The 26425-nt window shown below is 51.6% G+C and carries 23 protein-coding genes; 21 read left to right on the top strand and 2 right to left on the bottom strand.

The annotated features are described in order from the left end of the window. The 7 genes from dhaK (at position 1) to NYE54_RS23655 (ending at position 6501) form a co-directional block, all read left to right on the top strand. On the top strand, positions 1-1761 hold the full coding sequence (dhaK, locus tag NYE54_RS23685) for a dihydroxyacetone kinase subunit DhaK (protein ID WP_339266623.1): 1761 nt from the start codon (positions 1-3) through the stop codon (positions 1759-1761). A gap of 314 nt (positions 1762-2075) precedes the next feature. Next, on the top strand, positions 2076-2387 hold the full coding sequence (locus NYE54_RS23680) for a metalloregulator ArsR/SmtB family transcription factor (protein WP_076325855.1): 312 nt from the start codon (positions 2076-2078) through the stop codon (positions 2385-2387). A 168-nt stretch (positions 2388-2555) separates the two neighbouring features. Then, positions 2556-3677, top strand: coding sequence for an MFS transporter (locus NYE54_RS23675; protein ID WP_339273635.1), 1122 nt, complete (start codon positions 2556-2558; stop codon positions 3675-3677). Positions 3678-4023: 346 nt separating this feature from the next. Next, positions 4024-4530, top strand: coding sequence for a DinB family protein (locus tag NYE54_RS23670; protein ID WP_339273633.1), 507 nt, complete (start codon positions 4024-4026; stop codon positions 4528-4530). 56 nt (positions 4531-4586) lie between these two features. After that, entirely contained in the window at positions 4587-5381 is a 795-nt protein-coding gene (locus tag NYE54_RS23665) for a hypothetical protein (RefSeq protein ID WP_339266622.1), read from the top strand. Positions 5382-5443: 62 nt separating this feature from the next. After that, positions 5444-6061, top strand: coding sequence for an SUKH-4 family immunity protein (locus tag NYE54_RS23660; RefSeq protein ID WP_339266620.1), 618 nt, complete (start codon positions 5444-5446; stop codon positions 6059-6061). A 35-nt stretch (positions 6062-6096) separates the two neighbouring features. Further along, the gene (locus NYE54_RS23655) at positions 6097-6501 is read left to right on the top strand and encodes an NUDIX domain-containing protein (RefSeq protein ID WP_339266619.1); all 405 of its coding nucleotides are present in this window, start codon (positions 6097-6099) and stop codon (positions 6499-6501) included. Between the two features lie 233 nt (positions 6502-6734). Here NYE54_RS23655 and NYE54_RS23650 read toward each other — a convergent pair whose 3' ends face one another. After that, positions 6735-7613 carry a carbohydrate ABC transporter permease gene (locus NYE54_RS23650; protein WP_339266618.1) on the bottom strand — a complete coding sequence of 293 codons (879 nt, stop codon included), beginning with the start codon at positions 7611-7613 and terminating at the stop codon, positions 6735-6737. Positions 7614-7650: 37 nt separating this feature from the next. Next, a complete protein-coding gene (locus NYE54_RS23645; protein WP_215155509.1) occupies positions 7651-8577 on the bottom strand; it encodes an ABC transporter permease subunit in 927 nt (308 codons plus the stop codon). Between the two features lie 458 nt (positions 8578-9035). Between NYE54_RS23645 and NYE54_RS23640 the strand changes: the two genes are divergently transcribed. From NYE54_RS23640 to NYE54_RS23575, 14 genes are all read left to right on the top strand, one after another. Next, positions 9036-11315 carry a helix-turn-helix domain-containing protein gene (locus NYE54_RS23640; RefSeq protein ID WP_339266615.1) on the top strand — a complete coding sequence of 760 codons (2280 nt, stop codon included), beginning with the start codon at positions 9036-9038 and terminating at the stop codon, positions 11313-11315. 125 nt (positions 11316-11440) lie between these two features. Next, complete coding sequence (locus NYE54_RS23635) at positions 11441-12958, top strand: DUF3502 domain-containing protein (protein WP_339266613.1); 1518 nt, start codon at positions 11441-11443, stop codon at positions 12956-12958. Between the two features lie 356 nt (positions 12959-13314). Continuing rightward, positions 13315-14688: an alpha-L-fucosidase gene (locus NYE54_RS23630; RefSeq protein ID WP_339266611.1), complete on the top strand. Its 1374-nt coding sequence runs from the start codon at positions 13315-13317 to the stop codon at positions 14686-14688. Positions 14689-14691: 3 nt separating this feature from the next. Beyond that, entirely contained in the window at positions 14692-17808 is a 3117-nt protein-coding gene (locus tag NYE54_RS23625; RefSeq protein ID WP_339266609.1) for a glycoside hydrolase, read from the top strand. A gap of 295 nt (positions 17809-18103) precedes the next feature. Then, the gene (locus NYE54_RS23620; protein WP_339266607.1) at positions 18104-20395 is read left to right on the top strand and encodes a glycoside hydrolase family 3 N-terminal domain-containing protein; all 2292 of its coding nucleotides are present in this window, start codon (positions 18104-18106) and stop codon (positions 20393-20395) included. 307 nt (positions 20396-20702) lie between these two features. Next, the gene (locus tag NYE54_RS23615) at positions 20703-21179 is read left to right on the top strand and encodes a DinB family protein (protein WP_339266605.1); all 477 of its coding nucleotides are present in this window, start codon (positions 20703-20705) and stop codon (positions 21177-21179) included. Between the two features lie 136 nt (positions 21180-21315). Beyond that, entirely contained in the window at positions 21316-21741 is a 426-nt protein-coding gene (locus NYE54_RS23610; protein WP_339266603.1) for a hypothetical protein, read from the top strand. A 415-nt stretch (positions 21742-22156) separates the two neighbouring features. Beyond that, positions 22157-22972 carry a hypothetical protein gene (locus NYE54_RS23605; RefSeq protein WP_339266601.1) on the top strand — a complete coding sequence of 272 codons (816 nt, stop codon included), beginning with the start codon at positions 22157-22159 and terminating at the stop codon, positions 22970-22972. Between the two features lie 62 nt (positions 22973-23034). Beyond that, the gene (locus NYE54_RS23600) at positions 23035-23802 is read left to right on the top strand and encodes a class I SAM-dependent methyltransferase (RefSeq protein ID WP_339266599.1); all 768 of its coding nucleotides are present in this window, start codon (positions 23035-23037) and stop codon (positions 23800-23802) included. An 82-nt stretch (positions 23803-23884) separates the two neighbouring features. Further along, positions 23885-24283 (top strand): DUF6508 domain-containing protein, encoded by a 399-nt coding sequence (locus NYE54_RS23595; protein ID WP_339266597.1) that lies wholly within the window; start codon positions 23885-23887, stop codon positions 24281-24283. A 200-nt stretch (positions 24284-24483) separates the two neighbouring features. Further along, positions 24484-24552 (top strand): putative holin-like toxin, encoded by a 69-nt coding sequence (locus NYE54_RS23590; RefSeq protein WP_339273631.1) that lies wholly within the window; start codon positions 24484-24486, stop codon positions 24550-24552. 28 nt (positions 24553-24580) lie between these two features. Next, positions 24581-25180, top strand: a complete 600-nt coding sequence (locus NYE54_RS23585; RefSeq protein WP_339266595.1) for a GNAT family N-acetyltransferase — start codon at positions 24581-24583, stop codon at positions 25178-25180. Positions 25181-25277: 97 nt separating this feature from the next. Further along, positions 25278-25808 carry a hypothetical protein gene (locus NYE54_RS23580; RefSeq protein WP_339266594.1) on the top strand — a complete coding sequence of 177 codons (531 nt, stop codon included), beginning with the start codon at positions 25278-25280 and terminating at the stop codon, positions 25806-25808. Between the two features lie 194 nt (positions 25809-26002). Further along, a complete protein-coding gene (locus tag NYE54_RS23575; RefSeq protein ID WP_339266592.1) occupies positions 26003-26425 on the top strand; it encodes a VOC family protein in 423 nt (140 codons plus the stop codon).

Genomic DNA, 26425 nt, shown 5'->3' with positions numbered 1-26425 from the left:
ATGAAGAAAATCATGAATAAACCGGAAACCTTGGTTCGGGAAATGTGCAATGGGCTTGTGCTGGCGCATCCTGAGTTAGCGTTCAGCCCTAAATTCAAAGTGATTTCCAAAAAAGAGATCAACCAAGATAAAGTTACACTGATCAGCGGCGGCGGAAGCGGCCACGAACCAGCTCATGCCGGATTCGTTGGAAGTGGCATGCTGGATGCGGCCGTGTGCGGCGATGTGTTTGCTTCCCCGTCCCAAATCCAGGTGTATCAAGCGATCCGCAGCTCTGCGAGTAATAAGGGAACGCTGCTTATTATCAAAAATTACAGCGGCGACATCATGAACTTCAAAAATGCGGCCCACCTTGCGAGCGAGGACGGTATCCAAGTGGATTATGTGAAGGTCGACGATGACATCGCCGTTGAAGACAGTCTCTATACGGTAGGGAGAAGAGGAGTTGCCGGAACGGTGCTCGTTCATAAGGTAGCCGGAGCAGCCGCAGAAGCGGGACTGTCCCTGCCGGATGTGAAAGAAGCGGCGCAGCATGCGATTAACCATGTTCGCAGCATCGGCTTTGCGTTTACCTCTTGCACCGTGCCCGCCAAGGGAACTCCGACGTTTCATATCGAAGATAACGAGATGGAATACGGCGTCGGCATTCACGGCGAACCGGGAATCCGCAGGGAGAACGTTGTTCCTGCAGATGAGCTGGCGCAGCGGATGGTCACATCTTTGCTGGACAACTTGCAGATGAATGATTCTGCAGAGAACGAAGTTGCCGTATTAATCAATGGGTTTGGCGGCACGCCGCTGCAGGAGCTGTACTTGCTGAACAATTCGGTGATGCGCGAATTAGCGTCCCGAAACAAGCGGGTATTCAAAGTATTCGTCGGCAACTATATGACCAGCATCGATATGGCAGGCGCATCGGTGACAATCATGAAGCTGGACGAGACGCTTAAGAAGTGGCTGTCTGCGCCGTGCGATACGCCGGCACTGTCGGTTAAGGGATCTTTTGAGCCCGTGAACTATACCGAGGTTATTCAAGAAGAGAAGTCAGAGAGGGCAGTTTCGTATAAAAACAATACGGATGCTGACGCTGCGGTGATTAAGAACAACCGGCTATCCTTGCAAAATATCGTATATCTGATCGATCAAATGAGCGAGGTCATCATCGAGAACGAGGTGCCGTTTTGCGAGCTCGACGCCCATGCCGGAGACGGCGATTTCGGCATGAGTGTCGCCAAGGGTTTCAAGCAGCTCAAGGCGGAGTGGGACGATATTCTGACCCACCATCTCAGCGATATCGGCGATTTCCTCGACGCCTGCTCGTTGATCATCATGGAGCATTGCGGCGGGGCTTCCGGACCGATCTGGGGATCCGCATTCCGTGCAGCGAGTAAATCTGCCGGTCAGAAGCAGGAATTGTCCGTTCAAGAGGTCGCGGATATGATGCAGGCCGTTGTGAAAGGAATCCAGGATACGGGCGAAAGATCGTTCGGAAGAGGAGCTGTCGTCGGCGACAAGACATTGATCGACGCACTCGTCCCGTTCGCGGATTCCTGGACGCAGAGTGCAGAGCAAGGTGAAGAGATGAAGCCAGCAGCGATTAAGGCGGCTGAAGCGGCGGTGCTCGGAGCGCAGAAGACGGCAGACATCGTTGCCCGAATGGGTAGAGCGGGCACGGTAGGCGAACGCAGCATCGGATACCCGGATGCGGGCGCACACGCGCTCGGGGTTATTTTCACGGAGCTTGCTAAAGTGATGAGGTAATGTATAAATATTCCATTTATACATTAATCAATCCAATCAATCATCATTGATTTCAGCTGAGTCGCACAGCTATTACCAACATCAAACCTTCGTTTCCAAATGAATTTATCCGAAAAAGAAAAAACAGACACACTATTCAGCGTGTCTGTTTTTGTTCTGTATATTTGTAATGTCAGTAGATTTCCTCGATGCACTCTTTGGAACTTGGCAATCCTTTGTCTAGAAAGTCTTTTACTCTAGATTATCTATTTAATCCAGTGACCAGTATTCAAAAAAACATTTACAAATCTATATAAATAGATATAATGATCTGTATGGAACCTATTTTAATTTACAAAGCGTTATCCAATGAGACCCGTTGTCAAATCATGGATTGGCTGAAAAACCCGGAGCATCATTTTGAGGAGAAGAAATATATGGAATACGGCATCAGCTTCCGGACCGGAATTTGTGTAGCCGATATTCAAAAGAAGAGCGGGCTGGCGCAATCCGTCATTTCCAATTATCTGCTGACACTTCAAAGAGCGGGACTGCTTGAGTCCGAGCGTATCGGAAAGTGGACCTATTATCGCCGGAATGAACAGACCATCAAGGAATTTTCCGAGTATATTCAAAACAAACTATAAGGAGGTGTTTTTTTGTTTAAATCCATCTAGATATATAGATATATAATTGAATATAGATGGTGAAACTGCGGACTAACATATCTACATATACAGATATGAAAATACGAATGACAGAATAGGAGCATCATTTCTTTGAGACAGAAACAAGTGAACCCTTTACTTATTATCATGTTGGCTTTAGGTGTTTTTGGCATTATTACGACAGAAATGGGTATCGTTGGCGTTCTGCCCCAAGTGGCCCGGAAATTTAATATCACGGCATCACAGGCGGGTACGCTCGTCAGTGTGTTTGCCCTTGTGGTCGCCATCTCGGGGCCCTTTCTGACATTATTGGCATCCGGTATCAACCGGAAGGTGATTCTTCTTATCGCAGTATTCATGTTTGCGGTGTCCAATATCGTGTACGCCATGACATCGAAATTCGAAGTGATGCTGGCGTTCCGGATCATTCCGGCCTGCTTTCATCCGGTCTTTTTTTCCGTGGCTTTGGTCACTGCGGCCCAGCTGGTTCCACCTGAGAAGAGCAGTAAAGCGGTCACGAAGGTATTTGCCGGGATTACCGTCGGATTTGCATTTGGTGTGCCTTTGACTTCTTACCTGGCGGAAAAGGTTTCACTGGAAACCGCATTTTTGTTTGGAGCGGCTGTTAGCGCGATTGCCTTTGCTGGTATATTGGTCTGGCTCCCGTCCATGCCGGTTAAGAACAAAATGTCATTCGGCAAACAGCTGGGGATATTGCGGAAACCCGCATTGTGGTTAAATATAACGTCGGTCATTTTTATTTTTGCGGCGATGTTTTCGGTGTACAGTTATTTTGCGGAATACCTCAGCCAGGTTACACCTATGAACGGATCGGTGATCAGTGTGATGCTGATGGGTTTTGGAATCATCATGATTTTCGGCAATTTCGTTTTTGGCGCCATGCTGCAAAAAAACATACGGGTGACCGTGATGCTGTTCCCTATCCTGTATATTGCGGTTTACGTACTGCTGTACAGCCTGGCGCCATACTGGATTCCGGCTATGATCGTTGTGGTTTTATGGGGGATGGTCCATTCCGGAGGATTAATCGTCAGCCAAACATGGCTGACAACGGTGACTGAAGATGCACCGGCGTTTGGCAACAGCTTGTTTGTATCGTTTTCCAACCTGGGCATTACACTTGGCACCACGGTAGGGGGCTGGTTGATAGCCGTTGCGGGTATCCATCAGTTAATCTGGAGCGGAATCGTGTTTGCGATCCTTGCCCTGGCTTCGATTTTGCTCAAAATAAAATATGTTCCTAAATAAATCGGAAGCCAGCCTAGCGCAAGGTAATGTGCCGCAGGCTTTCCATGCTTGATTCGTTGTTCTCAAATGCCCGTCCAACCGTTATATTTGTAAAACTGAAAGACCTCCTATAATGGATTTGCAGCGGGAAGAAACAATTTTTTTGTTACCATATTTGTCACGCAGGGCTTACACGCCTCGGCTATCAGATGTATAATCATGGAAGTAGCAGACAGATCATGCTCCAGCCTAAGATAACAGCTATCTAGGGCTGGGGCATTTTATATTGACTATTTTAGAAATGAAGATCGTCAGCAATCCGGAAAAGGAACGGCATCTTAAAAACCATTGGAAGGGAGTGTTTACCCTGGAACTTCAAGAAATCAATCAGAGATTAAAGGAAACAAGGGAGGTATTGCTTACAATCCTCAATGGATTGAACGGAGATCAGCTGAACAGGCGGCATGATTCAAACAGTTGGAGTATCAGTCAGGTATGTCAACATCTATATAAGACAGAAGAATTGTATGTGGTTGCTATTAAAAGAGGATTGAAGGGCAAGGAAGATTCAATTATTGAGAATAAACCTTTGGAATTTCTGCTTGACAGAAGTAGAAAGTTAGAAGCTCCTGACATTGCTAAACCAACCGATGAAATTATAGAATATCAAGAAATTGTCGAGAAACTGCATCATTCAAGAGAGAAGCTAATGGAACTGCTCCATTCATTAGAAGACCCGTCCGTGCTAAGCAGAAGACATTTCACCCACCCTGTCTTTAAAGAGATGTTATTAATTGAATGGGTTAAATCACTGTACTTGCATGAACAAAGACATATTAAACAAATAAATGAAATTATCGAAGGATTCAAATAAATGTTTTGCTTATTTTGATATGATAGGAGCAAGAAAAAAATGGGAAGTGAGAAGCTGTGGAAAAAAAGGCAAAAAAGATATTATTGCAAACGTTCTGGTCATCCAGCGGCTGGAAGAACAACCCAATGCCATTTGCTGGGGAGGATTTTGAATACGCGAAAAGCATGGGGCTGATGTTCGATCCCATCACCATCGGCCATGATGAGCTGATCCAGCGGCTGCAAAGCCTGCATCAGAGCGTAACAAAAGAAAAGGTTGCGGCTGCTTTTCTGCACAGCTTGTCTACGAAACAGGTGCATTTGCGAAGCGCGCTCTCCAGCTGGGCGCTGACCTCGCGCCTGCCACTTCATACGTACGAAGAACGGTGCTCGGCCGTGCCGAATTACAGCAGCTGCGGGGATTGCAATCACGCCGGGATTCAGTCTGACCGGGATTATGTGAATACCGACTTGAACGTGCTGAATTTCGAACGGGTCAAATGGGGAGGTATCCGTTTGAATCAGCTGCTCTACTGCTGGCTCGATCTGGAGCTGTTGAGCCATGAGGAGACCTTAACGGTGGGTGATGAAGATATCGGCATCCTGCGGGGCCTGATTGAAGCCGTTGAAGACTGTACCGAACAAGAAAGCCCACGTCACTTGGAGAAGCGATGGAAGGATATTCTGCCTTCAAGCAAGCATGAACGAGACGTGCTCATGGAAGTTTGGGGATATGCCGGCGTGCTGGTTCCGAAGGATACGCCCCGCACGCGTCCGAGGAGGGACGATGATTTCTTCTCGATGTCGGAGTGGCAAGGAAGCGATGGGTATTCCCGGGAAGCGCTGCAGTTTTATTTCGGCGAATATCTGTAGACCATTTCATCATCATATGCTAATGACTGCGTACCAGTTTAGAATTTTAGGGGAGGGATAGAGTGGAGCAGCAATTTCACACGTTGTACGATCACGGAGTGCTGTCTTATACGAGGGAAAGCTTGGATCGCCTGGGAATGCCCCAGAAGACGGCGGAAATGCTCGTGCATTGGGGAATGCCGAACTTTGAGCTACAAGAGCCTCCTTTGGGTCTTCTGTTTCACCAAGCGTTACCGCTACAGGATGTTCATGGCGACTATATCGCGATCGGAAGGGAGATCTGGAGCGAAGGGCTGCATGTCGCGATCCAAACGGATACAGGGGAGATTTGGGCAGTAACGGAAGGCGGTACACAGAAACCGACCTACATGAACGCCTCCGTCGAGAGCCTGCTTGCATTTATGGACCGGGTGTTCCTATTCCAACAGCAGTCGGAGCGCTTGCAGCCCGATCCACCTCCCATGATCATGACGGCAGAACAATCTCGCCTGAAACTTGAGAAGTTTAGGAGAGGGGAGATCAAGCCGGGAACCCGTCCAGACGCCTTGCAGGCAGAACGCGTGTGGAAGACAGCCTTCGAACAAATGATGCGGGAGCTAAAAGACATGGATCCTGCTGCCGTCCGTTCCTCTTCATGGTGGGGAATTATGTTGGAGGAAATGAAGGATGGCTTGCGTTAACGGATATAGTATATGTCAGGATGGGAGGATGGAATTTGAGCTTTCATGATACGTACAGATTTGGTGTGCATGCCATCATATCGAACGCCGACGGCAAGCTGCTCTTATTAAAACGGACCTATGGGAACAAGGGATGGAGTTTGCCCGGAGGCGGGGTCGACCCCGGCGAAACGATCCATGGAGCCATTTTCCGCGAATGCCGCGAAGAACTGGGCATCACCCTACATGATGCGGTTTTGACCGGATTTTATTATCACAGTCATATCAACGCACAGGTCGGCATATTCCGCTGTTCGATCCCTCTTCATGAGGAAATTATCCTTAGTTCGGAGCACTCTGAGTATAAATGGGCCGAGTTGTCGGAGCTGAGCGAAGTTCAGCGGTTAAGGGCCCAGGATGCATTGGCTTATCAAGGAGAAGTTAAAAGCCGAGCGTTTTAGCATTCTTCCTGTTCTTCAAAGAGCGGATTACCGTTACTGACCCAATGCACAACATCAGGGTCATGCTAACACCCCCGTTGACGATGCTCCATCCGAAGCGGCAGACTTTGTATCCATAAAGACATCCATCATATAAAAAAGAGGCTAACCGTGTGAGCGGTTAGCCTCTTTGATTTCGGTTAAAGCTGATTCACAGTTTTTTTCCAAAGACCATGGCATGTGGATAAAACCTCTTACTCCTTCAAAGAGCCAATCAACAGCCCTTTAATAAAATATCGCTGCAGGAACGGATAGAACAGCACCACCGGGCCGATCGTGAGAATGGCGGTGGCCATCTTCACCGATTCCTGAGGAAGCGTCTGGGTGCCGAGAATGGCTCCGCTGCTCTGCATTTGTTGGATCATGCTGATCTCGGAGTTCAGCTTAAACAGCAGATACTGAAGGGGATACAGCTTCTCGTTGTCCACCAGCATGATGGCGTTGAACCAGTTGTTCCAGTAGGCAATGCCGTAGAACAGCGTGATCGTTGCAAGGACGGGCATGCACAGCGGGAAGTAGATCCGGAACGCGATATAGAAATCGCTTGCGCCGTCGATCTTGGCCGCCTCCGTAAGGGATGGCGGAATTTGGGACATGTAGTTGCGCACGAGAAACAGGTTGAACGGGTTGAACACCAGGGACGGTATGATCAGTGCCCAGATGGTGTTGTTCATGCCGAGATTCAGGTTGATCAGATACCAGGGCACCAGGCCCGTGTTAAACACCATGGTAATGAAAAAGAACAATCCGAGCCCGTTGCGGTAACGGATGTGCTTGGCGGCCAGCGTATATCCGGCCATGGACGTGATGGTGACCGCAAGGATCGTGCCGACGACCGTCACGATGATCGAGATCATGTAACTCCGGTACAGCGGCGTGCTGCCGAACAGGAGCAGCTTGTAGGCATCCAGCGACAGCTCGCTCGGGAACAGCTGGTAGCCGAATTGCTTAATGCTGGCTTCGTCGGTAAAGGACACCATGAGCACAAGCAGCATCGGCAGGATGCAGAGAATGGAGATGATGCCGATCAGCGCGGTGTTTACGGCGTCGAAAAATTTAGGTCTGGACGTCATCTAGATTTCGCTCCCTTCCGAATGATTCCGGCTTGCTTTAGAACAAGGCATGGTCCGGATTCACCTTCTTCACGATTTTGTTGCTGCCCCATACGAGAATAAAGCCGACCACGGATTGATACAGTCCGACGGCCATGGCCTGTGCCGGATTCCCGATGGTGCGAAGGGAACGGAACACATACGTGTCAATAACGTCGACGGTCGGATACAGCAGTCCGTTGTCCTTCACGATGGCATAGATCATGTCGAAGCTGCCGTACATGATTTTGCCCAAGGCCAGCAGGGTCAGGATGGATATGGTCGGCAGCATGAGCGGAATGGTGATATGGCGGATGAGCTGCCAGCGGGTAGCGCCGTCGATCCGGCCGGCTTCGTAATAACTGTCATCAATCCCCGTAATGGCCGCCAGATAGATGACGAGGTTCATCCCGAGGTCCTTCCAGACCGCCGCGGTCGTAAGGATCCACGTCCAGTACTGTGGCGAGGCGTACCAGTTGACGGGATCAATATGGAAGAACGCCAGGATCCGGTTCAGGATGCCGTAATCGGTCGACAGCAAGCTATAGATGATGTAGCTGACGATGACCCATGACAAGAAATGCGGGAACAGAATGGTGGATTGCGTCACCCTCGAGAACCAGCGGCTGCGCAGTTCATTGAACAGAATGGCCAGCGCCATGGCTCCGAGCGTGCCGACGATGATGAATAGAAAATTGAGCTTCAAGGTGTTGAAGGTGACCTCCCACGCCCGGGGCGACGAGAAGAAGAACTTGAAATTGTCAAAGCCGACCCAGGCGGAATTGAAGAGTCCTGTCTTGAAGTTGAATTTCTGAAACGCAATGAGCATGTACGGAAGCGTGAAATAGCCGAAGACCAGCGTATAGATGGCAGCCGGTACGACGAGCAGATAGGCGGATCCGTTCGAACGGATTTCGCGCAGGAAGCCGGAGCGGCTTTTTTTCATAGGTAGGCACGTCCTTTCGTAAGTGATGGGGGCTGCAAGCGTAGCAGTTCTGATTCGAGTGTAAAGAGAGTTGCCGCGTGCAGTAAACTATGAAAATGGAGTTTGAGCGGATTGAAAGGGGGAACGCCTGCTTTAAAAAACGGCAAAAACTTCGAATTTGAGTATTTCGCACAGTGTCGCCAGGATTGAATAATAACCGGAAAAGCTTGGTTTTATAAGGGGTTTAGCCGATGAAGTCTATGAAGGGGAGTTTGGGGAGGAAAATAAAGAATGCGTTTTCATATTGATGTATGCCCTGAGCAAATGTAAGATGAGAATAAAATATCGATCCGTTCCAAGCGATCGGATGGCTAGGCAACCCTATTAAATTAACATGTATATTACATATAATGTTAGTAATTTTCATGAATGATAAGATCTCAGTTGACTATACAGACCGAATGATAAGGAGGGAGAATATGATCCGGCAGCGATTATTCCGTTATGCAGTGTATCGAAATATGTTTCTCAGCTTTGTTTTGCTCACGGCAGCGATGATTGCCCTCGTAACCGTCGTCCTGTACATGATGTTCTCCTGGAGCACCGCGAAGGAGGTAGGGAAAATATCCGAGTCGATGCTGAAGCAGAACAGCGCTGTATCCAGCGTCATCCGCGACCAGGTGTATAACGTGGGCAACCTTTTGCTCAGCGACAAGGAGATCGTGAATGCCCTTTTGGACAAAGAGGCCGATCCGGTGAAACAGTATGGCGTGTTCGGCACCCTTAACCGAGTTCAGTCCACCTATCCGTTCATCCATTCAATCGGGATCTATAACGGCTCGAATAACACGTATCTGAATACGAAGGGGATTACCAAGGAGCAGGAGAAGGCGCTGCTGGAGGAGATCAACAGCAAGAATACATCTTATTTTCACCTGTTTCCGCGCAAGATTTCTTCCGCCACTTCGGCGAACCGGAGCGAAGATGTCCTTACTTTCGTCCTCCTTCCGAGCTATTATTCGCCGTTAAGCTCCAAGGGCGCGATCGTGATCAATATGAGCACCGACACCATCCAGGATCTGATCGGAGGCTACCGCAACGAAGCGGTGGATTCGCTGCACGTCATTGACGACAAGGGGACCATCATCACCCATTCGGATCGGTCCCGGTTCATGGAGGATGTATCGCAGGAATCCTATGTCCAGTCCATTCTGGGAACGGAGACGGAAAGCGGTTACTTCACCCGCTCTATCGACGGCCGCAAAAGCCTCGTTACCTACGTCAAATCCAGGGATATGAACTGGACGTTTATCAGCGTAAGCCAATATCAAAATCTGCTGTTCAACATGCAGGCCCTCCGGACGTCGGCGCTGGTTCTCGCTTTGGCATGCTTCGTCGTCAGCATGTTCTTGTCGATCTGGCTGACGCATCATGCGTACAACCCGATCCGCCACCTGCTGGAGAAAATGAGCGCCATACCGAAAATGAAGGAAAACCGGCGGCAAATCAACGAATTTGCCATATTGGATACAACCTATGCCGAAATGACGGAGAAAATGAAGTCGATGGAGTCCGAGGCTTCCGTCGCCAGGCAGGCGCACGTGCTGCAGCTGCTGAAAGGCGGCGACGAGACGGCATTCCGCCGTTTGGCCCGGGAAGGCAAGGGGCCCTATTTCTTGGCGGCTGTCCTTTTGCTCGACAGCTTTGACGGCTCGCCCGGGGGCGAGGACGAGGAGCTGCAGTCCTATACCTGCGCAGCCGTCGCCCAGGCGGCCCAGCAGATGCTGGAACCGGAGGGAGCGAGCGTGGCAACGGTGGGGGACGGGACCATTGCGATCATTCTCCCCATGAAGCAGAGCCGGCTTCCGCTCCATGTATTGGGCATGCTGGAGGAGCTGCAGGGCGAGATGCTCCGCACGCTCCGCGTGTCCGTCACCGTCGGCATCGGAACTGCCGCGCAGACGTACGAGGAGCTGCGCGAATCGTTCGATTGCGCGCAGTCCTGCTTCCAGCAGCGCTTCTTCGCAGGCAAGGGCAGGATGTTCCATGGCGATCCGGTCATCGCCGCGGAGTCGGAGCATACCGAGGCGCAGTATCCGGACAAGCGGGAGAAGCGCATCATCGAGGCCATCAAGCTGCAGCAGCGGGATAAATTAGAGAAGGAAATCGATCAGTGGATTAAGGAAATTCGCGATTACAACTATCATGAAGTCATGTTTTTCATCAACCAGTTCATCGGGGGCCTGTACAAGCAGCTCAATGTCCATACGGTGAAAAATCGGGAAAGCGCGGATCTCTTCCTTGACTTTACCCGGCGGATTACCCGTTTTCAGACGCTGCAGGAAACCGCGGATGCCCTGAAGGATCTTGCCCTTAGGCTCTGCAGCCTGTCCGAGGAATCGGGAGCGGTCCGGCATGCGGAGGTGGTTGATTTTATCCAGATGTACGTACGCAAGCATTATGCAAGGCCGGATATGTCGCTCGAGCAGGTCGCGGGCGAGGTGAAGCTGTCCCGCAGCTATGTCGGCAAGCTCTTCAAGGCGCATTGCGAGCTGTCGTTCAACGATTACCTGAATGCCGTTCGACTGGAAAAGGCCCGAGAGCTCCTCGCAAGCACCGAGGAGTCGGTTCAATCGATCAGCGAGCAGGTGGGCATTCTGAATACGACCTATTTTTATACGCTGTTTAAAAAGCACTACCAGATCTCCCCGGCACAGTTCCGAAGCCAGCATGCGATCGAGACGAAAAAAGCGCAGTGACGGGCGGTTTCAGTGTTTTAAAATGGCGAAAATCATCATTTTGAAGTATACGTCATCCCTAATGTCTCCTTAAGATAGGAATCGTACCGCATGACCAAACCAAATGAAGACAGGGGGAGACACACATGAAAAAAAGGAAAGCGCTAGCATTATGGCTAGCCGCGATATTTATGGTATCCGTAATCGCAGGCTGCTCCGGCGGGGGTGATGCCGGCGGCCAGAACGAATCGGCGAGCGGCGAGAACGGCGGAGGGGACAAGCTGCCGGTCCGGTATCTGCTTCCGGGCTCCGCGCCGCAGGATTTGGAAACGGCGGTTAAAGCGATCAACGAGAAGCTGGAGGCCGACGGTCTGAACCTCACGTATGAACCGACTTACATCGCGTGGGACGTATGGGATCAGAAGACCAACCTCATGATGTCGACGGGCGAGGAGTTCGAGCTGATTGCCATCATGCACGATACAAAAGGACCGACGGTGCTTGCCGGCAGCGGCGGAATCATTCCGATCGACGATCTGCTGGATCAGTATGGCAGCGAGCTGAAAGCTTCCATGCCGGACTGGATCTGGGAGTCGTCGAAAATCAACGGCAAGATCACGTACGTGCCGAATTTCTGGGCGGATACCGCTTATAACGATGGCATGTTCACGATCCGCACCGATCTGCTCGAGAAAAACGGTCTGAAGCCACCGACATCACCGGGGGAGCTGCTGGATGCGGCGGAGACGCTGCAGAAGAACTGGCCGCAGGACAACAAGAACGTGTATATCAAGATGCTCGAGGAGCCAGCCTACTTCCTGCATACAACCTACGACACCTATCCGTTTACCGTTGCCGACAACATGATTTACATCGATCAGCAGGGGAACGTGAAGTCCTGGTTTGAAACCGAGGAGTTCAAAAAAGACGTGTTGTACATGAACGAGGCATACAAGCGCGGGCTGATCATGAGTGATCTGCTTACGACACCGACGGAGGTCATCAATCAGGAGGAGCTTGCCGGGCGTTATCTGTATCGACCGGGCGACGTCGGTTTGAGCGACGCCATTCTTCAAACATTCCCGGACGCGAAGCTGGATATTTACTATTTGGCGGACCAGCCGAAATTCAGATCCTACGCGATCCGGAATTCCAACGGGATCTCGGCCACGTCTCCGCATCCGGAGGCCGGCATTCAATTTTTGAATTGGGTGTACAGCAGTCAGGAGAACATGGATCTCGTACAGAGTGGCGTGAAGGACGTCCATTGGAAGGATACCGGTAAGAATACGAAGGATTATCTGGCCAAGAACGAGAACGGTTCCCCGGCTTATGAGCTTCCGTACTGGCTGCTCGGCCACGTCGAGATGAACCGTTACCCGACGAATACAGATCCTGCGCGGCTGGAGCGCCGTACGACAGTTGCGGACGATGCCGTGAACAGCATCACGATCGGCTTCACCTTCGATCCGACAAACGTCGCTTCCCAGTACGCGAATTGCATCGCAGAGCTGAAGACCAGCGTCTATCCGGTCATGCATGGGGTCGTTAAGTACGAGGACGCCTACGATAAAATGCTGGCCGCGATGAAGTCCGCCGGTCTCGATGAAGTCGTGGATGAATATAAACGGCAATTCGATGAGTGGAGAGCCGGTCAGTCGTAAGTGCAGACGCGATCGGCGGCAATGAACATGATTTTTAAACAGGGCAATTCCTCCCGGTTAGTGCCGGGGAGGAATTGCTTTTTTTCGTGCATGAACCATGAAGCAGGCCGTGAGGAATTTCGAGTCGAGTCTAAGGGGATTCGGGAGTGATCATGGGCGCCGCCTTACGGCTTCAATTCTCCGATATTGGCCAAAATCAAAGTTTTCTCTCAAAAGTAAAGTGTTCAAGACAGGGATTCCCGGGCTAGAGTAAAGGTCATAAGAAGCCTTGAGACTGCTCAAAGAGTTAGAAGCGAAAGTCTTTATTAAGGCTGGCCGCACGGCAAGAGCCGTGCAGAATAAGGAGGACGTAGTTCATGACCAAGCAAACACAAGCCATCCGGGAAGGCTGGCAATGGTTTACGGAAAGCCGGTACGGCATGTTTATTCATTTCGGGCCTTATGCCCAATACGGGCGCGGCGAGCAGGTTCTGTTCCGGGAGCATTTGGACCAGGCCGAATACGCGCAGAAGGCCTGCGAGTGGAATCCGGAGTTCTTTGACGCCGAGCTGTGGGCGCACACCGCGCGCAAGGCGGGGATGAGATATGCCTGCTTAACAACGCGGCATCATGACGGATATTGCTTGTGGGATACGGCCACGACGGATTATTCCAGCGCGAAGCAGGCGCCCGGCCGGGATCTGGTGCGCGAATTTACCGATGCGTTCCGAGCCCAGGGGCTTCGGGTCGGCTTATATTACTCCTGGATCGATTGGCGGATCCCGGCTTACTTCGACGGACCGGAGAAGGATCCCGAGGGCTGGGAGACAATGAAGCAGTATTTGCATGCCCAAGTGGAAGAGCTGGTCACGAAATACGGGCGCATCGATCATTTCTTTTTTGACGGGGTCTGGCCGCGAACCGCGGAGGACCTGGAAAGCATCAAGCTGGTGGAACGGATGAAGTCGATTCAGCCGGACATCCTGGTCAACAACCGCCTTGGGTTGTCCGAGGAGGAGAAACTGCATGCGGACGGCGGCGGCGGCTCGGGCGATTCTGAGGTGCTGGGCGATTTCGGCTCGCCGGAGCATGTCATCGTTCCGGATCAGAAGCGGCTGTGGGAATCCAGCCAGGTAACAACGTGGCGGTTGTGGGGGTATACGAACGGCGAACGATGGCGTCCGGCCGACGTTCTGCTCGACATGCTGTGCGAGTGCGCGGAAAAAGGGGGGACCGTGGGGGGCAATCTTCTGCTTAACGTCGGACCGCAGCCCGACGGACAGCTTCCGCCGGCCTTCGTGGAGCGGGCACTGAAGATCGGGGAGTGGCTGGACGTTCACGGCGAGGCCATCTACGGCTCCGACGGCGGGAACCTCACGGAGTTCATCACCTATGGGCGGCAGACGATGAAAGACAACAAGCTGTATCTCATCATCCGCTTCTGGGATGGGAGGCCGGTGCTGAGGCTGGCGGACTTGGTGACGCCGGTATCACGGGTTACGCTGCTGACAACGAGGCAGGAGCTGTCGTTCCGACAGGAGGGCGACGTGCTGTGGATCGAAGGGCTGCCGCGGGAACGTCCGACCGAGCTGTTCCCGGTCATCCGCATCGAATGCGAGGAGCGGCCGCAGACGAATCAATGGGGAGTGAACCGCCTCTGGACCGGCGACCCTTCCCGGATCGCCGAGTGGGCTCGGACGCGCGGAACATCCGTATACGTCGACGGCCAGCCGCGGACGAGAAAGGAGTAAGCGATGAGAATACTGGTTTTTTACGACGAACATTTTCCTTATGAAGGCGAACGCCCATCTGCCGAGTCACTGGATCGATTGCGGGAATGGGCGGTGGTCACAGGTGCCGCGGACGTGGCTGAGCGGCTGACGGAAGGCGGCTGGGACGCGCTGGTTCATCTGCACGGGCCGTACTTTCCAAAAGCGGCTTGGGCGGCCATCGAAGCCCACCTGAAGGCCGGCGGCGGTCTGGTTCATGCTGGTGGCGTGCCTTTCCGCAGGCCGATTCGAGAGCTGAACGGAAGCTGGCATGCCGAACGCGAGCAGCTGGCTTATCATCAGCGAATGGATATCCATGATGCGCTGGCGGTTGACGTATCGCGCGTCCGGGAGCTGAAGGCTTCTGCCGAATTTCCGATTCTGCACGGACGCGAGGAGCTGTTCGGCATCGAGCCGACCTGGGGCTTGACGCTGCATCCGACCAAAGCGAGCGACATCCCGGCCGAGATGGGGGCATGCGGTCCGATGGACGCCGTCATCTCGCCGCTGCTGATCGGCATGGACCGTGATCGACGAGAGCGGTCCGCTCCGGTCGTCATGCTGGAACAGCATAAGGGCGATTACGCGGGGGGCCGCTGGATTCTGATCAACCAGCAGCTGAGGGCATCGTTCTGGGATACGAAAGGGATGGACATCCTGAAGGATCTGGCCGAATACGCGGGAACAGGCGTGACAGAGCTGTGGCTGAAGCCGAACTATGCCTCTTACGAGCCGGGCGAGCAGATGCGGTTGACGATCCAACTGCAGACGCTATCCCGGACGTCCGCCCCGGCGCAGACCTGGCATTTTGATGTGAGTCTTATCAAGGAAGACGACGGCGAGACCGTCTGGACCGGACACGAGAAGTCGGAAGCCGGCATGGAACAGCGGGATCTGCAGCAGCTTCGCTTGTCCGTACCCGTACGGCTGGAAGCGGGCTTGTACCGGATCGTTTGCGAAGCCGAGTCCGATTCCGGGGAGCGCCGCACCCTGACCCAGGCGGTATGGGGCGTTGATCGTCCGCTGCTGCTGGCGGGAGAGCGGCTGGAATGCGGGCGCGATTACTTCCACCGCGGCGGGCGGACGGTTCCGATCGTTGGCATGACGTACATGACCTCCGACGTCGCACGCAAATTCCTCCATCTGCCGAACGTGCAGCGTTGGGATGCGGATATGGCGGAGATGAAGCGGGCAGGGATCAACCTGATCCGGACGGGCATATGGACGGGGTACCGGATGATCATGTACGCCGACGGTCATGCTGCCGAGGACGTTATGCGGGCGATCGATGCCTTTATCCTGACGGCCAAGCGGCATGAGCTGGAAGTGACGTTTACGTTCTTCTCGTTTGCTCCCGAAGCCTGGGAAGGCGTGAACCCGTACCTGGATCCGCGATCGGTGGAGGCGCAAAAGCGCTTTGTCGCCTCCATCGTGGGACGTCACAGGGGCACGACCAACGTGCATTGGGACCTGATCAATGAGCCTTCGCTGTTCGATCCGAAGCGAATCTTCGAGGGGCCGGTATCGATAGGGGACCGGTTCGAGCGGCAAGCTTGGTCCGAGTGGCTCCGGGAGCGCCACAGGGATGATCTCGCGCTGCTTCAGGAGCGCTGGAACATGACGCCTGGCGAGCTTCCGTCCTTCGACTCGGCGCCGGCGCCGAGACCGGACGACAAGCTGTTCAACAGCGTGCTGCAGCCGAAGAAGTGGGGACCGTGGATCGATTTCACGCTGTTCACCATGGACATGCATAATCGGTGGGCATCCGAGCTCATCGGCACCATTCGGCGCTCCGATCCCCGCCAACTGGTAACGGTCGGGCAGGATGAGGGCATCTGCTCCCAGCGCCCGTCGCCTTCGTTCTACGGGCCTGCCGTCGATTACACGACGGTCCACTCCTGGTGGCAGAACGATCACCTGGCTTGGGACGGCATATTTACGAAAACGCCGGACAAGCCGAATCTGATCCAGGAGACCGGCATCATGCACGTGCAGCGTCCGGACGGCATTGCCAAGCGGACGGAGGAAGAGCTTCGCAGCATCCTGGAGCGGAAGTACGCGTATTCGTTTTCGACCGGGGGCGCGGGTGCCGTGCAGTGGATTTGGAATATTAACTACTTCATGGACAATGCCAACGAATCCAACATCGGGGCGCTTCGGGCTGACGGAACGCAGAAGCCCGAGGCCGATGTGTCCTATGACTTCGGCCGCTTCATGAAGGAAGCAGCCGGCCTGTTCGACGATGAACGGCAGCTCGAGGACATCGCCGTCGTTTACCCGTATTCGAATGATTTTTCCAGCCGCAAGCTGGCATACGAAGCAACGACGAGGGCTATGCGCGCGTTGACGTTCGGCATGAACGTCCATCCGCGAGGCATCGGCGAATACCAGTTGGAGGACCTGAAGCGCTATCCGGCCAAGCTGATCATTGTGCCGAGCGCGCACAATTTCGACGATGCCGCGTTTGATCAGCTCCTCGACCTGGCAAGGGAAGGGAGCACGGTCCTGTGGACAGGCCCGCTGCGCACCGATGCGTATTGGGGGCCGGCGACGCACCGCCTGCAGCAGGAGATCGGCGAAACCGTCCATGCTAACGTTCTTCGGGAAGAAACGCTGGAACTGGCGGGAGAGCATTTCGCCGTTTCGTTCGGCGAACGGAAGATTAACGCGCTGGCGGTGGATCGCCCGGCGGGCCGGTTGGATGGGACGCTAGCGCCCATCACGGTTATCTTGGGCGCGGGACGGTTCATCTGGTGCCCGCTCCCGGTCGAGATGAACGAGCGCTGGGAGCCGATCCAAGCGTTGTACGCGGAAGCTATCCGCTCCGCAGCCGTTTCGCCTGAGCTGGAATGGCTGAAGGGAGGCGAGCTGCCCGGAATCTACGGCCGCAAGCTGGCATTCGGGCATGGAAGCTTGTACGTCTTCGTCTCCGAGCATGGGGCAAGCGCAGAAGTTGAGGTAAGGGATCCGGTAACCGAGGCGGTTTATGCCTTCGAATTGGAACGGGAGCGGACCGTGATGTTCATGACCGATGCCGGGGGACAAGTGCGGACCGTATACCGGCCGGAGGAGGTACGGATCCGGAAGAGCCAACCATCTTGAGGCGTACTCGCCCCTTAAACGGTTGGAAGAGGGTTCTTTCTGTTGACCTGGATAGTCACGGCGCGGCCTTCTGCACGATACACATAGAGGGAGGTTCTCCGGTCGAGCGGATCGTGCCGGAGGGCCTTTTTCTTCAATTGGGAACGTCGGAAGGGCTGCTGCTTGGGCGGTGTGGCGTTGAATCCGATGGGAAAGAGCCTAAACCCGAACCCCTATAGGATGGGGGAACATTCAACGAACGATTGCATGTAATCATTTTGAATGATTTTAACTGGAAAAAGGAAGGGTGTGCGCCATGGACTACAAGGACGCTGCATGGCCAGTTTCGCGGCGGGTCGAGGACTTGCTGGAGCGGATGACGGCGGCGGAGAAAATCGGACAGCTGATCCAGCCGTTCGGCTGGAAAGCTTACATAAAGAACGACGACGGTACGATCAAGCTTACCGAGGAGTTCAAGTCGCAGCTTGCGGAGGGAGGAATCGGTTCTTTGTACGGTACGCTGCGGGCCGATCCCTGGACCGGGGTGACGCTGGCGAACGGACTGTCCCCGCGGGAAGGGGCGGAAGCGGTTAATGCGATTCAGCGTTACGCGATGGAGCACTCTCGACTGGGGATTCCGATTCTGTTCGGGGAAGAATGCTCCCACGGACATATGGCGATCGGGGCGACGGTGTTCCCCGTACCGCTCACGATCGGGAGCACCTGGAACACGGAGCTGTTCCGCAGCATAAGCCGCGCCGTTGCCGCCGAGACAAGGGCTCAGGGGGGAGCAGCCACCTATTCGCCGGTGCTGGACGTGGTACGGGATCCCCGCTGGGGCCGTACCGAAGAAACCTTTGGCGAGGACCCCCATTTGGTGGCCGAATTTGCGGTTGCCGCCGTGCAGGGACTGCAAGGAGAGCGCCTTGATTCGCATACCAGCCTGCTGGCTACGCTGAAGCATTTCGCAGGCTACGGCGCTTCCGAAGGAGGGCGCAATGGGGCACCGGTGCATATCGGGCTCCGGGAGCTCCACGAAGTCGATCTGCTGCCGTTTCGCAAGGCCGTTGAAGCGGGAGCCTTGTCGGTCATGACGGCCTACAACGAAATCGACGGAGTACCTTGCACGTCCAGCCGGTACCTGCTGCAAGACGTGCTCCGCGAGGCATGGAACTTCGACGGCTTCGTCATTACCGATTGCGGCGCTATCCATATGTTGGCATGCGGTCATAATACGGCCGGAAATGGCGTGGAAGCGGCAGCCCAGTCGCTAAAAGCTGGTGTCGACATGGAGATGTCCGGGACCATGTTCAGGGCACATCTTCACCAAGCGCTGGAGCAAGGGCTGATCACCGAAGACGATCTGAATAAGGCAGCCGGCCGCGTGTTGGAACTGAAGTTTCGGCTGGGTCTCTTTGATCGGCCTTATATGGATCCAGCCTGGGCAGAGCAGGTCATAGGCTGCAAAGAGCATATCGCACTGGCCTACCAAGCAGCGGCTGAAGGAATCGTGCTCCTGAAGAACGAGGGGAACATGCTGCCTCTGGGTCCGAGTGTCGGAACGATTGCCGTCATTGGCCCCAACGCCCATGCGCCGTATAATCAGCTTGGCGATTATACCTCCCCTCAGCCGTCGGGGGAGATCGTGACGGTGCTGGACGGCATCCGCCGACGGCTGGGAGACAGCCGCGTTCTGTATGCGCCGGGCTGCCGCATTCAAGGCGATTCAAGGGAAGGGTTTCCTCGGGCGCTGGCGTGCGCCGAGCAAGCCGATGTCATCGTGATGGTGCTTGGCGGCTCTAGCGCACGGGATTTCGGGGAGGGCACCATCGATCTGAGAACCGGCGCCTCGGTCGTGACCGGGCATGCCGAGAGCGATATGGAATGCGGGGAAGGGATTGACCGCTCGACCCTGACGCTGATGGGCGTGCAGTTGGAGTTGCTGAAGGAGATCCATAAGCTTGGCAAGCCGGTGGTCGTCGTCTATATTAACGGACGGCCGATTACGGAGCCGTGGATCGACGAGTTTATTCCGGCGATCGTAGAAGCTTGGTATCCCGGCCAGGAGGGAGGCAACGCGATCGCGGACGTACTGTTCGGCGACGTCAATCCCTCCGGTCGGCTGCCGCTGTCCATTCCGAAGGAGGTCGGTCAGCTGCCGATTCCTTATAATGCAAGACGGACCCGGGGCAAGCGTTACCTGGAGACGGATTTGGAGCCCCAATATCCGTTCGGCTACGGGTTAAGTTATACGGAATTCCGTTACGGCCACCTGACGGTCGAGCCGGAGTTCATCCCAATAGGTGGCGAAGCCACGGTCCGGATCGACGTGACCAACTCGGGAGCTCGGGACGGCGTGGAAGTCGTTCAGTTGTACGTCTCGGATTTGTCCGCCTCCGTGACCCGGCCGGAGAAGGCTCTGAAAGGGTTCCGAAAAGTATTCTTGAAGGCAGGGGAGACGCAGGAAGTGACGTTCACCATCGGCAGCGAGCAGTTGGAACTAATCGGCCTTGACATGAAGCCCGTGGTGGAGCCCGGCGAGTTCCGCATTCAGGTCGGCCCCGACTCGACAAGAGGAGAGATCGCGAGTTTGCAGGTGAAAGGCTAAGAATCACAAGGTCCAATGGGGCTGGACAACGGGCTTCCCAACCAGCCCCTCGACCGCAGACTCTCTTGGCGGCTTCGACGGAGGGGAAGCCTGCAGCACCACCAACCTGCAGAATGAGAGGTGGATGGGGTGCTGAACGCGTTGAAAAAAGGATAACCGAATCCAATGGAGAATACCCATATATAAGCCAATTGCTGTGCTCATATCGTGTGTAGAATCCGGGGGCTTTTTCGACGGGATCGATGTTGTATTAGGATATCGTGCATTCCAATCGACCGATAAAGCGATCAAGAGAGGAGAGAGCAGAATGAACAAACCGTATCTTCAATTGTACGACTATCACATGTGGGCGAACGAAAGAGTTTTGAATCATTTGCAATCCTTGCCGGAAGGCGTGTTTCTCCAGGAAGTGAATCTGGGCTTCAACTCCATCGCGGAAGTCCTCGGTCACCTTGCAGCTGCGGAGGAAGTTTGGTTTGCCCGAATCAAGGAGGAAAGTCCTCCGTCGCTTGTCGCGAGACCATTTGCAAATATGGAAGCAGCTCGTCAATACATGAGCCAGCTCCAAACCGAGCATCGTGAATATTTAACGTCGGCTCACGATATGGGGAAGGTTGTGACTTATCACAACACTGCGGGGGAAGCATTTCAAAATTCGATTTCGGAGATTCTCCAGCAGGTCGTAAATCATGGAACATATCATAGAGGCAATATCACTACAATGCTCCGGCATCTAGGACACAAGGGGATCATAACGGATTACATTGCCTTTTTAAGAGCGTAGCTTAAACGCACTACACATAGGGGACTTCCTGTTGCCATGATTTTCATGAGCCGGGGGAGTCCTTTTGCTATTTTTACCAAACGGAAATGAGGATGTAATATAGAATGAGAATGTTAGGAACAAGAAGGATGGTATTATGAAAATATACAGGCTGGATGAGCTGGAAGGTTCATGTTACATAGAGGTATTGCCGGGGCCTTACCGGAATCGGTGCTGGAACGTGGATTCGATCTATATGGATGAAGAGACTTTCGGTTACCTGGAAAGCGCCGTTGAAAAAGAATATGAACCGTACGACCACTATGCATTCAATGAATTGGATGCAGAAAGATGGAGGCGGATCGTGAACAGACTTGAAGAAACCCTGATTTTCTTGAAAGGCAGTCCCCAAGCGGAGGAGTTGAAGGAGCATATTGGCTTCATATTTACTTCGTCTGAAACGGATTTTATCGAGGCCCTGGAAGAGAATATGGATCAATTAATCCGGCTCATGCAGGAATTCGTGGACTGGATCGCGCTTCAACTGCAGAATCACAAGGTCATTAGCATATTAGGTATATAGATCAATCAATCATTATCGATTAAAAACCCAAGCGTTAAATATGACTCCATTCGCTACGATGCGAAGAAGAACAACAGGGTCTTGAATGTGCCTTGGGAATCGTTTTAGGTAGAGATTGTTTATAAATATAAATGGTATAGTTCTTCCTGTGGCTCTCTTATATGATGTAAGGAATGCCTCTAAAGAAATAGATTCTAATCGCTTCACCTAACATGCGGATTACAGGTTCAAACTTTACGATCCTGTTTAGCCACCAGGCTCGCAATAGACGGAAGCATCATTAACTATAATCGAAAAGGTGATTGCTATAAAAACAATTAGAAGATCCAAAATCGTTGAAGGTACAACCATCCCGGGGATGATTTGCAACGGAGGGCAGTACTTTTATATTGATGTAGATATTTATGATGATGGCATGACGAATTGCTGGGAACTTGTTGACCTTAAAGGCTTAAAAAACAAGATCGACTCCAACTGGCTGACGCCTGTCGTACCGGTTGGCCAAAATCTGTCTATACATGGCCTGGGTGCGTTCCAAGTGAAGGAAGCGAACTGGAGATTTAATCAAGAAAGCTACTATGAGCACATTGAGCAGACCATTCGGCTCTTGAATCCGGAATTCGTGAATATATATGAAATTTCAGAGCGGGAGCAGAAGCAATGGGAAGCCAGAAGAGTGGCCCATTCCCCCCGTCCCACTGATTTTTATGTAAAAAGCGAACTGTTCTATCAGACGGTGGAGGGTGACGGCTTCAACATTTTCATGAAATACGAAGGTGCGAACTATTTAGTTCATCTGAATGTTTACCAGGACGGTCAAGTCATGATCTACAACCTGCCTCAAGACGTCCAGTGCCATCTTGACGAAGCAAACGTTTGGTTTCAGGACGGGACTTTGTTTACTACCTTTGATAGGGAATTGCCTATTCGCATGGCCGGACTTGGAGAGGTTACATTATCTGAACCGCTGTATGCGGCAGAGATCGAGGAGAAACATAAGGAATTCATGGATCTTCACAAGAAACTGAATGGAGAGAAAACAGCGCTCGAAGAATGCAGGGATGCTTATTATTCATATTTAGAAAATCCCATCGAGTTTTACAGAGAAAAACTTAGAGAGAAATATGAACGAGTACCTGAGCATGAGAGAATGTATCTAGGCGATATGGATACTAAAGATTGGGATTACCAAAGAATCCTCTATCGACCGGATGAGAAAAGAGAAGTGTAATGATACTGATTTAGAGGGCATTAACAGCGAAAAAATACATATAGATTGGAGAGTTTTATCCTATGTATAGTTTGTACGGAGAGCTGTGTACGGAAGTGTATGATCTGAGTAAACCATTAGGTTTCTCGTTTGGCGACGTGGAGTATTATTTAGAGCGTCTGAAGGACGTAAAAGGAAAAGTCCTGGAAGTCGGCTGTGGATCAGGCAGGGTGTTAATTCCGTTGCTTCAAGCGGGGATCGATATGGAAGGTGTCGATAACTCAGCAGCCATGCTGGATTCTTGCAGAAGACGAGTCGAGGAATTGGGTCTTGCAACTAAACTGTATGAAGACGAAATGCATAACTTTGCATTGACGGATTCATATGAAGCCATTATCATTCCCGCCGGATCTTTCCAATTAGTGGAGGGTCGGGAGCAGGCAGTCGCGGCACTGCATCATTTTTATTCTCATCTGAAACCTGGTGGCAGATTAATTATGGATTTGTTTATTCCTACTGATATCGAAGCGAATCATGCCTCTACTAGAACTTGGGAAACTTCTGATCATGAAGTGATCATATTAGAAGAAAGAATCACGGAAATGAATCTGCTGGAGCAGAATACTGTGTCGATTATGAAATATGAAAAGTGGAAGGAAGGGAATCTGATTCAGACCGAGCTGCAACGGTTTCCTCTAAGTTGGTATGGATATCACGAATTTGAACTCATGCTAGAGAAGCAGGGTTATGAAGAGATCACGAAATCGGCTGACTATGCATGGTTGAATAAACCCGTTAAAGCGGATCAGATGATTACATTCGAGGCTAGGAAAGCTCCGATAGGGCGCTAGTAGAACTAGTGCTCTCAGGGGGGGATCCATAGGTGCGTGGGAACCCTGTGCAGGGATTAATTAGAATCAGTGAGGTGATTGAATGCCGTATGACGCAGACTTAACCTCCGCAGACGTGGATCGATTACTCCAATTCCTCGAATATTTCCAGGATCCTGGGTCCGTTTTTTACCATGAAGTAAATGGATACATGTGCGAAAGTGAGAAAATTGGAAGTTTTCGTAAAGCGTTAGATGATGTCGGCTTCTTAATGGTATTTAACTGGAGCGACTGGTTAATGGAGAACGAGATCTATAGGAACTTAGATAACAATATGGATACCAGCATCATGAACGCCGATCTGGAAACCCTTAGAAAATTAATGACCAGTTATATTCGCGGGGATCGATTTAACGAAGGGTTATTTATCAGCGTATGTATAAAAGGGCATGCAGCTCAAATTTTGTTAAGACTGAGAGAATTAAAGGGCACGTTATCATGATCATACGCATACTTGTCATCGTCGGCATGTTGGTAGAGCAATATAAAACAGAGCAAGATGCGCAGGAACACTTATTCAATTCAATTTAAGTGATGATAAAAGGTTACTTCTGGCCGAATATAAAATGCATGCCTATTTCGTTGGGGAATTGATCGAAACAGAGGAGGGCTTTGCAGCTGTGAAGCTGACTCCAACGCTCGATGTTTCTGTTTGGATCGTTCATTCTTGCTCTTTTAACATACATTAATAATAACAACAAGAAAAAGTAAAAACCCACCCAAAGGTTAAGCGCCGAAGGTGGGTTTTTCGTTCCTGAATGACTTAGAAGGGAATAAACCATCCAAGCCAATGGAGATCTATGGAGAACACGTAATCTTATCTAGAATCACAAACGATGACTTGGATTTTATATGCAGGATTGAATGCGATCGAGATTTATGGCAGTTTGAAGAATCAGTACCGTCCGACGAACAAGTTGTTCGAAGCAACTATCTGGACAAAATCAATGAGGGAAGCGAAACAACAAGCTATGATTTTATCGTTCGTTTAGTGAATGATCGGAATAGAACTCCAATCGGACTTGCTCAAGTGTGGAGTTATATCGACTACAGGAAGAGTTGGGAATTGGGATTTGCGATCCTTCCTCAACATTGCGGACAGGGATACGGAAGTGAGGCTGCTAAGCTCCTTTTGAAATTTGCTTTTGAACAACTGCACGCGCATAAAGTGGTTGGTATGTGCAATTCGCAAAATGCTCGATCTGCAGCTCTTATGGAGCATATCGGTATGACCCAAGAAGCTGTTTTTAAAGAAGAGCTTTTTTGGAAGGGAGAGTGGACGGATCAGTTCTATTACTCCATTCTTGAAAAAGAGTTCTTTGAAGGTAAACAGTTGTAGGAAAGACTAGTTGAGCTGAAACTAATAGCAACCATGCGTTCCGTTCTAGGAGCCGGTTTAATGAATCGTTAATGCCAATCTCAATCTGGAGGGGCTCATGAAAGTAGCAAAACGCGTTCTAATCTTTTTTGTGTTGATTGTTATTACATCATGTAAGACCAACTCTGAAGGTTCAACTACAAATTATATGTATTTAACTGAGCAGCCGGTTGAGCTTATTGAATCCAAACTGGAATTTACCCCGGAGATTCCAACATACATCCCAATTGATGTAACAGAAGAAACCGCTTCTTTGGAATCGTATGAAACCAAGCAAGGGAAATTTCAGGAAGTGGTATATCACCATAGGAATACTAATAAACAGCAGCTTTATAATTTAATCATTACTTATGATGAGACTGACCAGATATACAGTGAACAATCCATTGCGAGAGGGAAAGTAAGCCACGCTCTGGATCATGGCATTCAAGGATATTATGAAGAAGATGATGATGATCAATCATTGTGGTGGAGAAATAACGGCTTAACGTATAGATTTGTATATTTTCTTAATGAAGGCCAGCCTAAGTTAGATAAGCAAGAATTAATTCAGTCCGCTAACTCGGTTGAGCAGCTTCAACCTAATTGACCCGTTAATTCAGAAAAAGATAGCTTCCGTTTTTATTCATGTTAACCATATGGAAAAAGCGGTAGAATGGTGGTATACGAGGCTTCTGAGTGTACCTTTCGGATTCGGTCCTTATGGGAGATGTACAGCTCCCGGACGGGAACTTCATGAGGATCGTACAAGAATTGAACAATCATATCGGAGGGGGAGAGAACATGATCCAATCCATTGTCCATATCGCCTTAGTCGTGAAGGACTATGATGAGGCTATCGCATTTTATACCGAAAAGCTGAATTTCACCTTGATTGAAGATACATACCAGCCTGAACAAGATAAACGTTGGGTGGTCGTAGCACCTCCCGGATCGGCTGGCACGACAATATTGCTTGCCAAGGCGTCCAAGCCGGAGCAAGAGCCATTTATAGGCAACCAGTCGGGCGGCAGGGTGTTCCTATTCTTAAACACGGATGATTTCTGGAGAGATTACCGTGAAATGGTATCGCGGGGAATTGAGTTTGTAAGAGAGCCCAAAGAAGCGGATTACGGCATGGTGGCGGTATTCAAGGATTTATACGGGAACCTGTGGGATTTGCTGGAGTTGAAGGAAGATCATCCATTGATGAAACGGACGAAGTAA

Source organism: Paenibacillus sp. FSL K6-1330 (assembly GCF_037976825.1).
Taxonomy (GTDB): domain Bacteria; phylum Bacillota; class Bacilli; order Paenibacillales; family Paenibacillaceae; genus Paenibacillus_AQ.
The sequence above is the reverse complement of the archived record's forward strand: the minus strand, read 5'-3'. Positions and strand labels throughout refer to the sequence as shown.